A 17036-nucleotide genomic window follows, 5' to 3' on the forward strand; every position below is an offset into this window, starting at 1 on the left:
TCAGATGAAACTACCATATTCCGAAGAACTGAATATAGAATATCTTGGACGGTTGTTTGACAATACAAGTGAGTGCTACAAGTTCTTCTGGTTTAAGGCAATTGTTGCAAAGGTTATTGAGGGAAAGTGCGAACTTACATATGAAGAGTTAGTAGATGAGATGATAGCGGATGCGTGGTATATGGTTATAGAGTATAACCTGAATCTCGGGCCAAAGGATACTCTTGAAAATCTTGTGTATTTGATCAAGATGAAGAATCCGGAGTTAAAGTCTAAAGAGGAGAAATCAGCAATCATTGATTTTCTAAGGAACACTGATGACAAGGAGATAATCAGTAAAAAAAGGACGTTGACGTATAATGTACCATACCGTTTGCAATCACCGTTTATGCGTAATATGAATGGTAATGACTGGAATGTTGGAGAAAATGAGTTGATTTCAAGAATAAATCAGGAAAAACGGTTAATCTATTATTTCTCTGAATTAAAAGGTCTGACCACAGTAATAAGGGTTCAGGAAGATTGGGCTAATTATATTCAGAAGAACCAGGAAATTATCCGCGGTTGGCTTGAATATAAAATGATTCAGTATCTTCAGCGGCGAAACCCAAACGTTCCAGGAATAGTGGATAAAATAAAGCCACCACAGAAGAGAGAACTTGAAAGGGTGAAAAAATACTGGAAATTAATATTGACACTTGAATCAGTAGATGAAATATATGGAGGAAAGAGTTTAACGGAAGATAATATTTCAATCGATCACTTTGTACCATGGGCATATGTAGCGCATGATGAAATGTGGAATCTGATTCCGACAACAAAGGAAATCAATAGCGCAAAGAGTAACAAATTGCCGGATTGGGATTATTTCAAAGAACTTGTAAAGCAGGAATATGAAAAATCATATAAACTTATCTGGAAGTATGACAAGGTGCATGAGGAATTTGATAAATGTGTCAAATATCATATAAATAGTGATGATATTCGTTATCGATTATATCGAGAAGGACTGACTCCTATTGAGTTTGCAGGAGAATTGAAATCGATTATTAAGCCAGTATATAATTCTGCGATGAATTGCGGATTTGGTAACTGGAAGTATAGTGAGAAAGATGAGAAAGAGGCTTAGGCTTTGTCTGATAAAAACGAGGAAATCAATTAATGGGATTGTTAGATAGGATACTTGGACGTAAAAGGGTAAAAGTGAATACTGAGAAAACAAGTTCTGTTCCGAGTATTGATAGAAGCCGTAACGAGAACTGTGTTAAGATAATGCAGTTTTATGCGTGTATTGATAAAATGCTTGCTGAAAAGAGATATATTGCAAAGAGTGACTATTTGCCTCTTATAAAGCAATACAATGAGACTATTAATTTTTTCGATGTTCTTGCTCAGAGTGGCATGCTTTATAATTTCTGTAGTGTGAATGACGTTGATGCCGATGATATCAGCAAGGCGATTCATATTTATAACAATATAGATGATACTTTTGATAAGCATAATGAAGAATATATTTCATGGGCTATGCAGGAGGAAAAGGATTATTTGGATAATATTCTTAAATCTGTTGATCCTGAAGTGGTTCTTGATGAAGACCAGAGAAAGGTGATTTTAACAGATGAGGATTATTGTCTGGTAATTGCAGGTGCCGGGGCAGGAAAAACAACTACGGTAGCTGCTAAAGTCAAGTATCTTGTGGATAAGAAAGGGATTGATCCATCACAGATACTTGTTGTTTCGTTTACTAATAAGGCGGTAAATGAGCTTAAGGAAAAAATTCAAGATGCTTTGGGAGTACCATGTCCAATTGCAACATTTCATTCAACTGGAAATGCGATCATTCACAAGAATTCCCCGGATGAAAAACTAAATATTGTAGATAGCTCTAAATTATATTTTGTTATCAGGGATTATTTTAGAGGATCAATCATGCAGAATGAGAGTGTGGTGAACAAGCTTATAATGTTTTTTGCATCTTATTTTGATGCTCCCTATGAAGGTGACGACCTGAATGGTTTCTTTAATAATATAGCAAAAGCAAACTACTCTACTATGCGTAGTGATCTGGAAGATTTTAAAAGAGAGGTTATTGATGCAAGAACGAAAAAATCTGTGACGATTCAGAATGAAATATTACGTTCTCATCAGGAAGTTGAGATAGCTAATTTCTTGTATCTTAATAACCTGGATTATGAATATGAACCACCATATCAGTATCAAATAGAGTTTTCACGCAAGCCTTATACTCCGGATTTTGTTATATATCAGGGAAATAAAATGACTTACATAGAACATTTTGGTATAACAGAAAATGGTGAAAACGATAGATATAGCAAATATGAAATAGAGAGATATAAAAAGGCTGTAAACGATAAAATATTGTTGCATAAAAAGCATGGAACATCGCTCATTTACACATTTTCAGCATATAACGATAGAAGAACATTGATCTCACATTTGAAAGAAGAATTGGAGAAAAAAGGTTTTGAGCTAAAGCCAAGATCCAATAAAGAAGTTATGGAGATGCTTGTTGCTGGAGAAGAAAATCGTTATACCAGAAAACTTGTCAATTTAATATGTAGATTCATATCTAATTTCAAAGTAAATGGATACAATGCTGATGACTTTAACAGGATGTATCACTCCACTCAGAATGTGAGAAGCAGATTGTTCCTTGATATTTGCCATGACTGTTATTTGGAGTATGACAGATGGCTTAAGGAAAACAATGCGGTAGATTTTGAAGACATGATCAATGAGTCAGCAAGACTGCTCCGTGAAGTCAAGGAAATGAAGAAAAAGCTTGATTTTAAGTACGTCATAGTTGATGAATACCAGGATATTTCCAGACAAAGATTTGATCTGACAAAAGCACTTTCTGAAGTGACAGATGCAAAAATTATAGCAGTTGGTGATGATTGGCAGTCTATTTATGCATTCAGCGGATCGGATATTACTTTATTTACAAAGTTTGCTGAAAAAATGGGATATGCGAAGATGTTAAAAATAGTAAGAACATATCGCAATTCGCAGGATGTGATTGATATTGCAGGTAATTTTATTCAAAAGAACTCTGCACAAATAGAAAAAAGACTTTTATCGGAGAAAAGAATAACGGATCCGGTTATCATCTATACATATGACAGCACTTCTAAAGGACCAAATGGTAACAGACGAAGTGGGGTAAATTATGCAGTTGCCCACGCTGTTGAAGTAGCACTTACCCAGTTGTTGGAATATAAAAAACAAGAGGAAAAAGTGCCGGGAACAATTCTCCTATTGGGAAGATATGCATTTGATGGTGATCATCTCGAAAAATCAGGTCTTTTCGAATACATAAATCGTGGTAACAAGATCAAGAGTGTTAGATACCCGAAGCTTGACATCACATTTATGACAGCACATTCTTCTAAGGGACTCGGTTTTGATGATGTGATCATAGTTAATGGAAAGAATGAAACATATGGTTTCCCATCTAAAATAGAAGATGATCCGGTATTGGGTTTTGTAATAAAGGGTGACAGTTCTATTGACTATGCAGAGGAAAGGCGGCTTTTCTATGTAGCTATGACAAGGACAAAAAATAGAGTGTTCTTTGTTGCTCCAGAGCAAAATCCTTCGGAGTTTTTACTTGAACTAAAACAGGATTATAAGAGTGTGGTTCTGCATGGCAATTGGAATGAAGACGTGGTACAGAATTTTGCAAAAAAAGTGTGCCCGATATGTGGCTATCCAATGCAGTTAAAGTATAAAAAAGCATATGGGCTAAGACTTTATATTTGTACTAACGAGCCGGAAATATGCGGATTTATGACCAATGATTACCGGGCTGGTAAGCTGGCAATACAAAAGTGTGATAAGTGCAGAGATGGCTATCTGATTGTCAAGGCTGGAAAGTACGATGGATTTTTCCTTGGATGTACGAATTATAAAAAAGATGGCACTGGCTGTAACAATATGGTCCCTAAGAAAAACTATTATGAACTTATGGGATATAAAATGGAATCAGAAGCCCCGGTAGTTGTACCCTCTCAGAAAAAAGCAGAAAATGCAGTTAATGATCAACAACACTCGGCAAATGCAGATATAGGCAATAATTCTTACATAAATATTGCTTCAACAGATGATTATGTTGAAATAATCAAGGCTAAACTCAAACCTGTCATATATGATAAGTGGGAGCTGGGACAGGTGTTTTATACTATAGTTCGTGGATTGCAAAATATGAGTCATGTTCGTTTTTATGGTGTAACGATGCTTGCTGAAATCCTTCATGGTAGTGACAGTAAAAGGATTTTGGATAATGGACTTAATAAAATCCCTGAATTTGGTGCGCTTAAGGATATGCCATTAGAGATAATACAAAGTATTATTGAATGGATGATTGCAGAACATTATATTCTTAAAACCAAAGGAAAATATCCTGTGCTTCATTCAACTTATGAGGGGTTGCACTATAGAGATAGCTTAACAGAGGGAAAGCTTAAAAAGTTAAAAAAATATCTTGAAGAAGAGGTTATATTATGGACATAGATGCAAAGAAATTAGATATAGCAATATTATATTTGCAAAGAATAGCTGACGGAAATAATCCGGTAAATAACATGCCAGCAGGAGAAGATTCGGTATTAAATAATCCAAATGTTATTAGGTGCATGTATTTTGTAAAAGAGGTATTGGAAGAAGTAAAACGTAACGATGGAGTTATTGGTAGAAAAACAAGAAAATCAAAAAAAGCAGAATTCCCAGTTGAGGCACTAGAATCATTTGTATATCAGGAAGATAAGCCGATAACTAGATTGGTTGAACAAATAAATATGGGGATTGATGAAAACAGATTCCAAAAGATTAAATATAAAAATATTCAGGATTGGTTAAAATTAAATGGATATATAGAAGAAAGGTTATTTGAGCAATTTGGCAGGGCGTTTAATGTTCCTACTGAAAAAGGTGAACGATTAGGGATTCGATATGAAATGCGAAAAAACATGCGTGATATTGATTATATAGTTACGATATATGGTAAAAATGCTCAGGAATATATTGTGAAAAATATTGAAAAAATAATCATGGGAGAGGTTGAAGATTAGAAGAACGTATGTGCCCTAACATTTATTATAAAGACATTCATTTCATTGGCAATGGATATAATGAAATTTTTAGCCATTTAATTGTGTAGTGCTTGTATTATGTGAGTAATATTGGAGAGATCCCCATGATGGGAGACCTACACCCCCAAATACGGTCTCATACCATCCAGAAATGCTTCTGTCAGGAAAGCAGACATCTTGTCGCTGCTTTCCTGGCAGTTATCCACCGCAAACTTGTGCAGTATACCAACCACGCCGCCTATTGCGTATGCTACGGCGTATGAGTATTTCTCCTGGGCCAGGCCGGTCTTGCTGGATTTTTCCAGAATTAATCGCACGTATCTATGGAACATTGTCAGTGCCTTTTCCACGAAATCATAAGCCTCAGGTGTGGCAATGATGATCATGAGAAATTTATTTGCTTTCATGTATTCGCATAGAGACCTGAAGAACTGGTGGCAGATCTCAAGATTGCCTTCTGGTTTGAAGCTATTCATGATCTGAAATATTTCATCGACGATGCGGTCTTCCATGGCATTGATGAAAGCAGGCATGTCTTCGTAGTGGTTGTAAAATGTGCTTCTGGTCACACCTGTGAGTTTGGTTATCTCGGACACGCTTATTTTGTTCAGAGCCTTTTGACCTGCAAGTATCTTGAATGCATCTAGAAGGTCACTTTCAGTTCTATCATATCGGGGATCGGTTGAGTTGATCATGGCTGTCTCCTTTATCTGCTGCCTGGCTTGGTGCTGCAGTTTTGTCGCTATCTAATACAGCAATGTTACAACAATAATGCGTGTGAGTCTATTGTTATACGAGATTTCTTTTGATCTTTTTTGTCGAACTCTTTTCAAACGGCTCTTTTCTTATATCCAGTGCCGAGATCCTTTTGTATGTTGGCTGGTTTTTGTTGAAGGTATCAATAATTTTTTGCAATTTTTCAGAAGTCCTGGCTGCATCCATATGTTTCTTATCTACAAAATCCTGATCTGGATATATGTGAGCAGTGAGATGGTTGCCGTCGCCGGTAATGACTATTTCTGAAATAAGGGGCTCTATAGAAAGCTTTCCTTCCAGTTCCTCAGGGGATATGTTTTCACCATTTGCCAGGATGATGAGGTTCTTTTTCCTTCCGGTTATATACATGAAACCATCGGAGTCGAGATAACCAAGATCTCCGGTGCAGAGCCAGCCGTCTTGAAAAGCTTCTGCGGTCTCGTCTGGCATGTCGTAGTATCCGGACATGACGCTTGTGCCTTTTACCTGAATTTCCTCATCGACAAAACGAACAGCACAGTTGTCCAGGAGTTTGCCAACGGATCCGGGCCTGTTGTATCTGTGATTGTTGGAGCAAATTACAGGGGAGCATTCAGTCATGCCGTATCCCTGGAGTATGTCTATTCCGTATTTTTTGAATTCGGTAACATACATAGGATCCAGATATGCCCCTCCGCAGAATATATATTCCAGTTTACCGCCAAATGCTTCCTTGGCAACCAGCTTTTTAGGAAGGAGAGGGTTGACGTCTTTGAGTTTTTTGTAAATGGTTTCTACCATGAGAGGAACCATCAGCATGCCGACCGGCTGGAACCGTTTCATGTTTTTCAGCATGTGGAGCAACGAGTCATTGATGCAGATAGTGGCGCCCAGCGAAATGCCCTTCATCCATTCCATTGTCAGGCAGAATGCGTGATGTATAGGCAGAACGCTCAGAATAGTTACACCAGGTTCCAGATTTATATATACATTTTCAACATTTTGTGCGAGATTGAATTGAGACAGCATGACGCCTTTGCTTTTGCCTGTTGTTCCAGAGGTATACATAAGCGTACACATTTTATCCTTATCCTGATCGGCAAATGCAAAGTCATCCGGTATGGTAATTTCGCTGAGGAGCTGTTCAAATGACAGAATTGTTAATTGTGGATTTGAATCTGCACCCTCCAGATGCTCTATATCGACTTTCTTTTCCATGGTGAATACAATATTCATTTCGGGACAATCGTCTGTCAGTTCTGTTATCACATCCTTTCTGGATGCTCCGCAGAATAATGCAGTTGATTCTGACCGATTCAGAAGTTCATGTAATTCCGGAGCAGACAGGTTTGCATCCAGCGGTACAGCAGTATTTCCCGTGAAAAGTATAGCCATGTAGGCGCAGATCCATTCATAAGAGCTGCTTCCCACCAGTGCAATATGTGTTTCGCAGAGTCCATTATTTCGCAAAATGACAGCAGTTTTGCGAATGTCATCCCACAGATCTCCGTAGCTCTTTTCGACAATCTCTCTGTGAGACAGATATTTAACAGCTATTACATCTCTATGTATCCGACAGCTTTTTTCAACAATTTCCAGAATATTTTCTTCCATATATCATATCTCCATTTCTTTTATGTGAGGCAAAATGGGACATACTCCGTCGTCCCAGATTTTTAATGTTAAACCGATGCAGAGGAGCTTGTCAGGTTGTCAAGGTACTTGATGGCGTCTTCTATAGTGTGAATATTGATGATCTCATCTTCATCGATTTCCACGTCAAATGTATCTTCAAGGTCGCCGAGAAAAGTCATGAAATCAAGGGAGCTAAAGCCCAAATCTTCTATGAATCGCATATCATTAGTGATTTCATCAGCTGGTGTATTGCAGTATTCGGCAACAATGTTCAAAAAAGTTATATTAGTATTCATATTAAAAATCTCCTTATTGAATTAATTAAAAGGGACAGGAACCTCCGTCCCCCAAAATGGTCAGATGCATTCGATGATTTCGCCCACAGTCATTTCTGGCTCGGCAATGCCTTTGAAGATTATCTTCATAAGGTAGTAGTAGAACAGTTCAATGTCCTGTTCGGAGAGACTTGCGGTCTGGTATCTGAAATAGAAATTCAGGCCCAGATCATTTGCACTGTGCATGACAGTGAGATAGATCTTTTGTTTTGATGTACCATTTGGAATCCACATGCTCCTTACGGAAATGTCTTTGAGATGCGGATTTTTAAGCCTGATAGGAAGAGGCTGGTAAGTAAGCCCCACGCTCTCATAAGTAGTGTGTGGAGGAGTGTGGAACATTTCTTTCATCTGGTCAGACAAAAGTTCCGGGTCATAATTGCAGTGTCGGTATACATGATTCTGAACATCCTGAATCATGAAAACTGCATCCAGAAACTCTGTGTCCGGATCGATGATGGTTCTGCAAGGATATGCCATTGCGCGAGAGCCACCTGATACCCACTCGGCATGTGTGGAACGTCTTGAAACATAATTCCTTATGGAAATGTCAGTCTGTCCGCCATTTGCCTTGGAGAGATAAGTTCGTATTCCCATGAGAATGAGGTTGGTCATGGATATGTGATTGTTCATACAAAAATCCAGAAGATTCTGGGTTGGCTCAGCATCCAGATGATAGTTCTTTGTAGCGACAGACAGGTTGTTGGTCTCCTGATCTGCAGCGCGGAGTGACTTGTCATTGTGAAGGCGCCTGCTTTCCTGAAGTATCCGTTGTCCCTGTATATCGGAGTAAATAGGTTCTCCATTTTCCTCCAGCACATTTTGCCAGTACATGCGGTCTTTTGAGACACGTTTTTCGTCTGTGCTTTTTTTAAGATCACGTTCGACCATGTCAGTGAAACTTGCCATGTCCTCGGGATAAGGCGTGCCAAATTTGTAATGACAGTACAGTTCCATGATGTCATTCACCATGACGATAGCTCCACATGAATCCATGAGTCTGTGATCGATCTTGATGTACAGCCCATTGTAGCCACCCGGAAGTGAGATCATTTTTATCACGTTCATTGGAATATTGTCCCCGTCAAACGGAATTCTGGACCATTCTTCCATGCGGTGATAAGCGTCATCACCGGAAAGCCATGAAAGGTTTTCGTAATCAATATCTCTGTCATCGTGAGAAACAACATATTGCCGTACCTCTCCATTTGGGTCAACTTTTGTAAAACGGATTCGCAGGCATTCGTATCTCTCGTATTCCAGTTGTATGCATTTTTTCAGCAGACCAAAATCAAGCGGCGCCTGCAGAGTCATACAAATGCTTATATTTGCTACTTGCTGAGTGCCAAATTCAATAATTGGTTTGAAATGTATCTTTTGTGAAGGTGTTAATGGATAATATTTTCTTGGCATAATTTACTCCTCCTGATGTTCTGATACGCTGTGGGAAAAGTTATCATAAGAAAGATGAGGATTCAATATGCCGGATCCGCTAATGGACACTTTAGATGAAATTGACCGGAAATCGGGGAAATCGGGGACGTTCCTTCTGTCACCAAGAGTGTCCCCCTGTAACGAATAAGACAGGGGGACACTCTTGGTGACAGAAGGAACGTCCCTACATGTATTAAAAATCAGAGCGATAAATTTGAATTCTCACTTGAGGTATTTTAAGAAATTTAATAACTGTTATATTTGGTTATAGAAATCTCGGCAAACCCTTGAAAATACTAAAATTTTCGTGGGTGTCCTCCCCGTCACATCTTGTATTGTGTTATATCGTTTTACCCTTGTTTATGAACCCTCATAAGGGAAAAAACAAGGGAAGGAATCAACTGCGAAAACATTGTTTTTGACCAGTTAGGTAGAAAAAATTACCACCTATTGATAAAGTATAGATAATAATCCTAATCCAGATATACTACAAAGCAAGAAAGGAGGAAAATCATGAAACTGAATATTAATATCGATGCGGAAGCTAAAGAACCTGAAATTATGATTACAACAGCACAGATGACGGAAGAAGTTAACAGAGTTGTTGATTTTGTAAGCAGATTAGATGATGCTCCAACAATTATTTCCGGTATCAGAGAGGATAAGGTCGAACTATTAGATCCGGATCACATAGTAAAGATTTACGCAGAAGACAGTAAAGTTTTTACCCAAACAGACAATGGTACGTATCAAATTAGATTGAGACTATATGAAGCGGAAGAAAGATTGGATAACAGTAAGTTTGTAAGGATATCAAATTCAGAAATTGTGAATCTTAAGAAGGTTAAAAGCCTTGATTTAAGCTTTGTAGGAACAATTTGTATGGAATTATCGAATGGGACTGTAAGTTATGTTTCCAGAAGATATGTTTCAAAGATCAAAAAAGTATTAGGATTATGAGGTGACTAAAAATGAAAAAAGAATTATTTTCTAGAATATTTGTTGGATTATTGGGTGGAATTGTAATTAGTTATTTGATTACAATTGGAATTTCACTTGCAATCGGTGATGGTAGTTACTATTCATGTGTTCCGAGTTTGATTGAACGATTTGGCAATGAGGTAACAGCGATTATCATACAGACTGTTTTAAGTGCCGTTCTTGGAGCAGGATTTGCAGGAGCATCTGTTATCTGGGAAATAGATAAGTGGAGTTTATTAAAACAAACAAGCATTTATTTTGGAATTGTATCTGTACTTATGATGACAGTTGCATATATTTGCGAATGGATGGAGCATTCTGTTAAAGGTGTATTAAGCTATTTTGCTATTTTTGTTGCAATATTTGTTGTAGTTTGGATAGTACAATATTTGATTTGGAAGATACGTATTTATAAGATAAAAGAAGGCATTCAAAAGAATAATTAGTCGAAATACACAGAGTACAAATCGAAGATTTGTGCGGTGGGTGTATTTCGCTCTACGAGGCTGAAAAATGATTTGTGCTAAATATAAAAAGATTATGAATTTTTAGAAATTCATTGACAAAAGAATGGCATTTGGTTCAATAATATTGAAGGAGGGTCCTGCCGATAAGTGGACGTTCAAAAAGCGTTAGGGTCGCTACGGTGACACTACATTCAAGGACTATGGAAACATAGTCCTTGAAATATTTTAAAGAAGAAATGAATGATTCAAGCACCATTAGAAGTATATCGTATTGATATGAAATACATCAGAAACTTACATAATATAGATGACAGAGTTTTATCGGTATCTCCTCAGATTGGTAAGGACGAGCGACCTTTTCTTGGAGTGCTTGTTATTTGTAATGAACATAAGTATTGTGTTCCCTTATCTAAGCCAAAGGAAAAGCATGAAAAAATGAGGGATAAAATTGATTTCAAAAAGATTGTATGAATTGTAATTTTCCGCATTGAATATTAAGAGACTTGTTGGTGTATGTCTTTTGCTGTTTTATTATATTCTTTCAAAAAATGAAAGCTAATCTTTGAATAAATATCTTTTGAATTTAAGTGACGCTTGACACATTTTCCCCGTCTATTAGAGTGAAAGGCCTTAATACAAAGGAGGAGGAGAAGCCTATGGATGATAAGCAGATATTAGATTTATATTGGGAGCGCTCCGAAGCTGCTATATCCGAAACTTCAAAAAAATACGGAAAGTATTGCAGATACATAGCCTTTAATATTCTTCACAATGACGAAGACAGCGAGGAATGTGTAAATGATACTTATTTAAGAGCTTGGAACAGCATACCGCCTAACCGTCCATCTGTCCTAAAAACTTTTTTAGGGAAGATTACTCGCAACTTATCTTTGGACAGGTACGAACTGCTCAATGCAAAGAAACGTAATGGCGGGCAAATGCCATTGATTCTTGATGAAATACAAGAGTGCATACCATCGTTGGATAGTACAGAAAACATTGTTGAAGAAATTGCTCTAACGGATATTCTCAACTGCTTTCTTTCTTCCCTGTCATTAGAACAGCGAAAAATCTTTATGAGAAGATATTGGTACTTATCGCCCATTAAAGAAATTGCAACGGAATATGATATGAGCGAGAGCAAAATCAAGATGTCATTATTTCGTTCAAGGAACGAACTTAAAAAATTGTTAGAGAAAGAAGGTATCTCTGTATGAAAGAAAAGAAACTTTTAAGGGCATTGGGAAATGTCGATAATCAGTATATTAAGGAGGCTGAACCTATGAAAAAAACAAGTAAAATAACTAATCGGCAAAAATGGGTGTCTGTTGCTGCTTGCTTCGTACTCGTTGCTGTGATTGGAGTGGGAGTTTTTCAAAGCAATCTGTTTGGTACAAAAAACGATATTGCCACGCTGGATGGTGGAGAAACAATTACTTTTGTTAAAAATGACTTATCACAATCTTCAATTAACTTAAATGTAACAACAAGGCCCTTGAGCGATGCTGAGATTGAAATGCTTTTTGCAGACTTGCCTGTTACCGCAGATGCTTACTTTGATGCTGACAATCATAATATTCTGGGTCTTGAGGGAAAAATTGGTGATACAAGAATGGTAGTATCTAAACAGGGTGTAAATCTATTAGATACTATCATTGATGGAAATACAATCACTTCAAGTGTAGACGGCGTTGATATCAATGCAGGATATTTCGTAACAAAGTCAAATAGTCAAGGTATCAAAACCGTAATATATTATGCAACCTTTGATATGGGAGAGAACACTATTTATGTAGAGTATTCTGGCGTTGAAAATGAAAGTGAAACTGTAAAAAACAACTTGGTAGACACAATTTTGAAGTTGATTGAGAACGGTGCATTTGATTTGAGTCAAATCCAAGAATAATCAGGGACGTTCCTTCTGTCACCAAGAGTGTCCCCCTGTAACGAATAAGACAGAGGGACACTCTTGGTGACAGAAGGAACGTCCCTACAGCCGCGCCATATCTGCTGGTGTGTCAATGTCCATCAATTCAGTTTTGTTGGTGACGGGTAGCTGCATTACCTGAGATTCGTGACTGTGGACAACGACATTCCCGCCTTTTCCATGTGGGAGAGACATAAGCTCATCAAAATATTCTTTTGGAAATATCACAGGTGATCCTGGAGTTTTGTCATAACACGTTCTCCATATATATGATGTCTCATTTTTTGCACATAATAATAGTGATGCTATAGATTCCGTCTTTATGAGTGGCTGATCGGAAGGAATAAAAGCACAGCGGTCAATATAGGAACCAATTGTATCCAGACCAAGACGGATCATATCATTCCGATATGGTGAGGAGTGAAGGATTACCGGTATACTATATTCTGTGCAAAGCTTTTCAATATCCTGGTGTATGGTGACAACGAGTCGCCTGGAAAACAAATCTTTTGTTATATCAAGTATCCACTTTATGAGCGGCTGTCCGTGATATTCAGCCATGAGCTTATTGCTGCCAAAGCGTTTTCCCTGCCCTGAAGCCATGATGATACATCCGGAATTGCCAAATGGTCTGTCAAGGTCAACAAGGAACACATCCTTATGGCTGCACAGCCGGTTCAGAAATGAGAGATCCTGTTTTCGAACAACCATAATGATCCGCTTTTTATTCATGAGCCTTTCGAAAGCTTTTTGATAATCGTATGATGTGTTTTCAAGATATCCAATTTCGTCTACAGTAATCCATGGTGCTGTTGTGTCTGCTAAGCTTTCTAAAAATGCAATACATGTGCTGTTAAAGGCATCTTTAATGGGTTGCATGAGGTTCTCGCAACCTGTGGCATCAGAGCAGAATTTGCCGATACGTACAACTTCACCGCTAGAGTTATTTTTCATGTACACGCCTTCTTTTGGGACGGCCCATGATGTAATTCCGGGCATTTGTCTGTCGAAAAGTGAAGAGAGAAGTGTTGATTTGCCACTTTTCCTGTCACCGGTAATAACGATATGTTTCTTTTTGCTAGTCAGAAAAGATCTCCATATACAATTTGCTTCCGGCCTGAATACAGGCTTCTCTATATTGTTCATATTTTTTCAGCCATTCCTTTCCCTCTGGTGTTATCGTGCTCCCCCCACCTGACCTGCCACCTGCTTGGCGGCTTGTAAGTGAAAATCCCAGCGCCTCTTCAGCGTTTTTTATCATGCGGAATGCTTTGCTGTAGGCAAGCCCCATGGACTGGGATGCGGAGCGGAGAGAACCGGTTTTTTCTATAGCCAAAAGAAGGCGGTATGGACCTTCACCAAAGAATTTCTCATCATTATCATCAAAAAATGTTATTTTAATAGCAGCTCTCAATGCATATCATCCTCCTTCATCATGACAAGCTGGCGCTTTCCCTGACGGTTGCGAAGTTCTCTGATACTGATTGTACCATAAACTTTGGACAGAAGCATTTCCATTTCCTCAATGGGTGTTTTATCAGGATATATTTCACCGATCAGTTTGGATTCAGATAAAACCAGAAGAGTGTTGCAGTAATTTAATGCAAGTGATGAATCGTGAAGCGTTACCAGAGACACCGCGAGGTTTTGTTCAACATAGCTGCACAGAAGGTTCATGATCTGGTAACGCAGCCTGAAGTCCAGTGCACTTTCCGGTTCGTCCAGGAGTAAAAGCTTCCGTTTTGCCACAAATGTACGTGCCAGCAGGGCAAGCTGTTTTTGACCCTCACTCAATGTCTGAAAATTATCGTTTATCCGTGAATCAAGTCCGACCATTGCAAGAACTTTATAAGCCTTTTCTTTCATGGCCTCAGTATGGGGTTGAAGAAGCTTAAGCTCTGGGTTAAATCCCATCATGACAACATCTAAGAGAGATATGTCTATGGATATGCCGCTTTTTTGAGGGATATATCCACATAGCTGTGCTAGTTTTTTGTGAGGCATATGTTCCAGCTGGAGATTATCTAACTCGCAGCAGCCACTATGCGGAATCAAATTGGCGATTGCTTTGATAAGGGTTGTTTTGCCACAGCCATTCTCGCCAAGTATACCAACAATTGTACCTTCTTCTGCAGAAAAGCTGATATTATTTATCACATTTTGCACATCTGTGGTGCTGGTGCGGCTGCTGTGGTGGTAGCCGGCTGACAGATTGCGTATGTTTAATATACTCATTTTACAGGTTTCCTCCTTATGCATAGATAGATAAGAAATGGTGCTCCTATGATACTTGTGAATATACTGACCGGTAGTTCTGTGGAACATACACTGCGGGCAAGTATATCACCGAAAGTGAGAAGGCATCCACCTATAAGACCACTTAGAAGCATAGTTGATAAGCGGTTATTTTTGAGCAGCATTCTGGCTCCGTGCGGAGCAAGCAGAGAGATAAAGCTGATAAGTCCCGTCATGCTGATCACACTTGAAGTTGCCAGGGTTGCGATCAAAAGAACCAGCATTCGTATCTGGTTAACATTCACACCAAGCATTTTGCCCTCTGCGTCATCAAGGGAGAGCATTATGATCTGCCTGTACAATAGGAACATTATCAGCAGGCAGACAGCGCACAGTATTACATTTGAACCAATGGAATATATACTTATGCCATTAAGGCTTCCCATGATCCAGTATTCAATTGATGATAATTGTTTTTCAGGGTCGGCAGTCAGCTTCAGACATACAAGAGCGGTCTGGGCAAGACTGTGTACTGCTATGCCTGCCAGTACTATGCTTTTTCCATCACGCTCATATGTCAGCGATGACAGAAGCAGAACCAGTATCACACAGCATATGGCTCCGGCAAAAGCAGATATGGTTACAGACATTGTCCCGGACAAAAACAGAATGCCAAATGCGGCACCGGCGCTTGCACCTGAGGATACACCTATGATGTCTGGAGAAGCCAATGGGTTCTTAAAGACAGTCTGATATACAAATCCTGCTATGCCGAGAACAAATCCCCCTATACAGCCGATGATTCCGCGGCTTGCGCGAAGCGTGAGAAATACACGCCACTGCATGTCATCACCTTGCAGCAATCCATTAAGTGTAAGAGGATATTTTCCGACAAAAAAAGAAAATATACTGAGAGCTGCCAGAATGACAGCTCCCAGTATAATAGTTATTGTTGCTTTGTTTTTATTTTTACGCTTGTTATTAATTGTTGATTCCATAGAATGTTTCATAATAATTTGTCATTTCAGTTGTATATGTGTCAGTTGATACCTGATCAGGATGAAGGATCCCTGCAAGCCATACAGATGCCAGGATTCCTGCAGGTACCGGGCTGTCCAATGCTTCCACGTCTCCAGGGATAGCATATACGTGACTGTTTTTTACAGCAGTGCATTCTGCAAGGTTTGGATCGTTCATTATGTCATCTACTGTATATTCGGCATCCGATGCGATTATTATATAAGAAGGATCCCATGCAAGAAGCTGCTCATAGCTTATCTCGGCCCAGTAGGTGTCTGTGATAGAATCAGCTGCATTTTTTCCACCGGCAAGCTCTATGATGCTTGACTGATACATAGAAGGACCGGCAGTGGACAGGAATGATGAGTTGCCGGCAAGGTATACACTTTCAGGTTCTACGCCAGACAGAGCCGAAGTAAGCATATCCTTCTGAGAATCTATATATGCGAGCAGCTTTGCAGCCTCTGAATTGGTGTTAGTTGCCGTAGCTATGGTGTTGATCATTTCTGTCAGGAGATCCTGACTTTCAGGATTGACGAGCAGTACCGTGATACCGAGGTCCGTCAGGCTCTGGGCTGCATCCTTCAGCTTCATTGGCAGAATAACCAGATCAGGGGAAAGAGCAGCGCATGTCTCAAGGTTGAACTCTTTGGCAGTTCCAACATTTGGCAACTCTGTCAGTTCTGGTGCAGCAAGCTTATAAATAGGGCGCTTGTCTGCTTTTGCCTCAATACCGACAACCTTATCCTTGAGACCAAGAGCGATCAGAAGGCTTGAAGAAATATAGTAGCCGCTCACGATAGAAGATGGCTCTTTTTCAATTGTAACTTCACGGCCGGCCTGGTCAGTAACTGTTACAGGGTAGACAGTCTGTTCAGCATCTGCTTCAGTGGAAGACTCTTCAGAAGATAATTCTTCAGATGCTTCTTCGCTGGAAGCTGATTCTGATACTGAAGCAGCTGTGGTGCTTTCCGTATTACTCTGTGTTGTCGTAGCACTGTCTGTACCACAGGCTGTAAGTACTGCCAGCATAGTACAGATAAGTATGATAGATAGTTGCTTTTTAAAAGTTGTTTTCATGAATTCAATGTTCCTTTCGTTATTCTTGAAATAATACAACGGTATTGTAACAAAGCATCTTTTCAAAGACAAGCTG

17 protein-coding genes are annotated in these 17036 nt (G+C 39.0%); 8 read left to right on the forward strand and 9 right to left on the reverse strand.

Going from position 1 to position 17036, the window contains the following annotated elements; all coding sequences use genetic code 11:
• Positions 1 to 4: 4 nt before the first annotated feature.
• The 3 genes from DXD11_RS01735 to DXD11_RS01745 are packed head-to-tail and all read left to right on the forward strand — an operon-like array spanning position 5 to position 5090.
• On the forward strand, positions 5 to 1129 hold the full coding sequence (locus tag DXD11_RS01735; RefSeq protein WP_199688718.1) for an HNH endonuclease domain-containing protein: 1125 nt from the start codon (positions 5 to 7) through the stop codon (positions 1127 to 1129).
• 32 nt (positions 1130 to 1161) lie between these two features.
• The gene (locus tag DXD11_RS01740) at positions 1162 to 4533 is read left to right on the forward strand and encodes a UvrD-helicase domain-containing protein (protein ID WP_118757648.1); all 3372 of its coding nucleotides are present in this window, start codon (positions 1162 to 1164) and stop codon (positions 4531 to 4533) included.
• Positions 4524 to 5090: a hypothetical protein gene (locus DXD11_RS01745; RefSeq protein WP_117548793.1), complete on the forward strand. Its 567-nt coding sequence runs from the start codon at positions 4524 to 4526 to the stop codon at positions 5088 to 5090. The genes DXD11_RS01740 and DXD11_RS01745 overlap by 10 nt, the downstream gene beginning before the upstream one ends.
• Positions 5091 to 5227: 137 nt before the next feature.
• Here the strand turns inward: DXD11_RS01745 and DXD11_RS01750 are convergent, their stop codons facing one another.
• The 4 genes from DXD11_RS01750 to DXD11_RS01765 form a co-directional block, all read right to left on the reverse strand.
• The gene (locus DXD11_RS01750; protein ID WP_117548794.1) at positions 5228 to 5806 is read right to left on the reverse strand and encodes a TetR/AcrR family transcriptional regulator; all 579 of its coding nucleotides are present in this window, start codon (positions 5804 to 5806) and stop codon (positions 5228 to 5230) included.
• A 94-nt stretch (positions 5807 to 5900) separates the two neighbouring features.
• Positions 5901 to 7460: an AMP-binding protein gene (locus DXD11_RS01755; protein ID WP_118757649.1), complete on the reverse strand. Its 1560-nt coding sequence runs from the start codon at positions 7458 to 7460 to the stop codon at positions 5901 to 5903.
• A 68-nt stretch (positions 7461 to 7528) separates the two neighbouring features.
• Positions 7529 to 7777: an acyl carrier protein gene (locus DXD11_RS01760; RefSeq protein WP_015534183.1), complete on the reverse strand. Its 249-nt coding sequence runs from the start codon at positions 7775 to 7777 to the stop codon at positions 7529 to 7531.
• Between the two features lie 60 nt (positions 7778 to 7837).
• Positions 7838 to 9229, reverse strand: a complete 1392-nt coding sequence (locus tag DXD11_RS01765) for a condensation domain-containing protein (RefSeq protein WP_117874785.1) — start codon at positions 9227 to 9229, stop codon at positions 7838 to 7840.
• A gap of 534 nt (positions 9230 to 9763) precedes the next feature.
• Between DXD11_RS01765 and DXD11_RS01770 the strand changes: the two genes are divergently transcribed.
• From DXD11_RS01770 to DXD11_RS01790, 5 genes are all read left to right on the forward strand, one after another.
• On the forward strand, positions 9764 to 10210 hold the full coding sequence (locus DXD11_RS01770) for a LytTR family DNA-binding domain-containing protein (protein WP_004853256.1): 447 nt from the start codon (positions 9764 to 9766) through the stop codon (positions 10208 to 10210).
• Between the two features lie 11 nt (positions 10211 to 10221).
• Positions 10222 to 10677, forward strand: a complete 456-nt coding sequence (locus DXD11_RS01775; RefSeq protein WP_004853253.1) for a DUF3021 domain-containing protein — start codon at positions 10222 to 10224, stop codon at positions 10675 to 10677.
• 261 nt (positions 10678 to 10938) lie between these two features.
• Positions 10939 to 11169 (forward strand): type III toxin-antitoxin system ToxN/AbiQ family toxin, encoded by a 231-nt coding sequence (locus DXD11_RS01780; protein ID WP_015534180.1) that lies wholly within the window; start codon positions 10939 to 10941, stop codon positions 11167 to 11169.
• A 185-nt stretch (positions 11170 to 11354) separates the two neighbouring features.
• Positions 11355 to 11915 carry an RNA polymerase sigma factor gene (locus DXD11_RS01785; protein ID WP_118757650.1) on the forward strand — a complete coding sequence of 187 codons (561 nt, stop codon included), beginning with the start codon at positions 11355 to 11357 and terminating at the stop codon, positions 11913 to 11915.
• Entirely contained in the window at positions 11912 to 12604 is a 693-nt protein-coding gene (locus DXD11_RS01790) for a hypothetical protein (protein ID WP_004853247.1), read from the forward strand. The genes DXD11_RS01785 and DXD11_RS01790 overlap by 4 nt, the downstream gene beginning before the upstream one ends.
• Before the next feature lie 84 nt (positions 12605 to 12688).
• Here DXD11_RS01790 and DXD11_RS01795 read toward each other — a convergent pair whose 3' ends face one another.
• The 5 genes from DXD11_RS01795 to DXD11_RS01815 are packed head-to-tail and all read right to left on the reverse strand — an operon-like array spanning position 12689 to position 16960.
• Positions 12689 to 13771 carry an NTP transferase domain-containing protein gene (locus DXD11_RS01795; protein ID WP_243105794.1) on the reverse strand — a complete coding sequence of 361 codons (1083 nt, stop codon included), beginning with the start codon at positions 13769 to 13771 and terminating at the stop codon, positions 12689 to 12691.
• Positions 13704 to 14039 (reverse strand): winged helix-turn-helix domain-containing protein, encoded by a 336-nt coding sequence (locus DXD11_RS01800; RefSeq protein ID WP_022216050.1) that lies wholly within the window; start codon positions 14037 to 14039, stop codon positions 13704 to 13706. The genes DXD11_RS01795 and DXD11_RS01800 overlap by 68 nt, the downstream gene beginning before the upstream one ends.
• Positions 14036 to 14860 (reverse strand): ABC transporter ATP-binding protein, encoded by an 825-nt coding sequence (locus DXD11_RS01805; protein ID WP_118757652.1) that lies wholly within the window; start codon positions 14858 to 14860, stop codon positions 14036 to 14038. The genes DXD11_RS01800 and DXD11_RS01805 overlap by 4 nt, the downstream gene beginning before the upstream one ends.
• Positions 14857 to 15858, reverse strand: a complete 1002-nt coding sequence (locus tag DXD11_RS01810) for a FecCD family ABC transporter permease (protein WP_117548800.1) — start codon at positions 15856 to 15858, stop codon at positions 14857 to 14859. The genes DXD11_RS01805 and DXD11_RS01810 overlap by 4 nt, the downstream gene beginning before the upstream one ends.
• Entirely contained in the window at positions 15842 to 16960 is a 1119-nt protein-coding gene (locus DXD11_RS01815; protein WP_118757653.1) for an ABC transporter substrate-binding protein, read from the reverse strand. Before DXD11_RS01815 ends, DXD11_RS01810 begins: the two co-directional genes overlap by 17 nt.
• Between the last annotated feature and the right edge of the window lie 76 nt (positions 16961 to 17036).

Source organism: Coprococcus sp. TF11-13, from assembly GCF_003481085.1.
GTDB classification, from domain to species: domain Bacteria; phylum Bacillota; class Clostridia; order Lachnospirales; family Lachnospiraceae; genus Coprococcus; species Coprococcus aceti.

What these genes read in the sequence shown, in the direction of transcription:
- DXD11_RS01810 (WP_117548800.1), bottom strand. Translation starts at nt 15,858, where the DNA reads ATGGAATCAACAATTAATAACAAGCGTAAAAATAAAAACAAAGCAACA.
- DXD11_RS01745 (WP_117548793.1), top strand. Translation starts at nt 4,524, where the DNA reads ATGGACATAGATGCAAAGAAATTAGATATAGCAATATTATATTTGCAA.
- DXD11_RS01780 (WP_015534180.1), top strand. Translation starts at nt 10,939, where the DNA reads ATGATTCAAGCACCATTAGAAGTATATCGTATTGATATGAAATACATC.
- DXD11_RS01760 (WP_015534183.1), bottom strand. Translation starts at nt 7,777, where the DNA reads ATGAATACTAATATAACTTTTTTGAACATTGTTGCCGAATACTGCAAT.
- DXD11_RS01795 (WP_243105794.1), bottom strand. Translation starts at nt 13,771, where the DNA reads ATGAACAATATAGAGAAGCCTGTATTCAGGCCGGAAGCAAATTGTATA.
- DXD11_RS01750 (WP_117548794.1), bottom strand. Translation starts at nt 5,806, where the DNA reads ATGATCAACTCAACCGATCCCCGATATGATAGAACTGAAAGTGACCTT.
- DXD11_RS01775 (WP_004853253.1), top strand. Translation starts at nt 10,222, where the DNA reads ATGAAAAAAGAATTATTTTCTAGAATATTTGTTGGATTATTGGGTGGA.
- DXD11_RS01765 (WP_117874785.1), bottom strand. Translation starts at nt 9,229, where the DNA reads ATGCCAAGAAAATATTATCCATTAACACCTTCACAAAAGATACATTTC.
- DXD11_RS01815 (WP_118757653.1), bottom strand. Translation starts at nt 16,960, where the DNA reads ATGAAAACAACTTTTAAAAAGCAACTATCTATCATACTTATCTGTACT.
- DXD11_RS01790 (WP_004853247.1), top strand. Translation starts at nt 11,912, where the DNA reads ATGAAAGAAAAGAAACTTTTAAGGGCATTGGGAAATGTCGATAATCAG.
- DXD11_RS01735 (WP_199688718.1), top strand. Translation starts at nt 5, where the DNA reads ATGAAACTACCATATTCCGAAGAACTGAATATAGAATATCTTGGACGG.
- DXD11_RS01770 (WP_004853256.1), top strand. Translation starts at nt 9,764, where the DNA reads ATGAAACTGAATATTAATATCGATGCGGAAGCTAAAGAACCTGAAATT.
- DXD11_RS01755 (WP_118757649.1), bottom strand. Translation starts at nt 7,460, where the DNA reads ATGGAAGAAAATATTCTGGAAATTGTTGAAAAAAGCTGTCGGATACAT.
- DXD11_RS01805 (WP_118757652.1), bottom strand. Translation starts at nt 14,860, where the DNA reads ATGAGTATATTAAACATACGCAATCTGTCAGCCGGCTACCACCACAGC.
- DXD11_RS01785 (WP_118757650.1), top strand. Translation starts at nt 11,355, where the DNA reads ATGGATGATAAGCAGATATTAGATTTATATTGGGAGCGCTCCGAAGCT.
- DXD11_RS01740 (WP_118757648.1), top strand. Translation starts at nt 1,162, where the DNA reads ATGGGATTGTTAGATAGGATACTTGGACGTAAAAGGGTAAAAGTGAAT.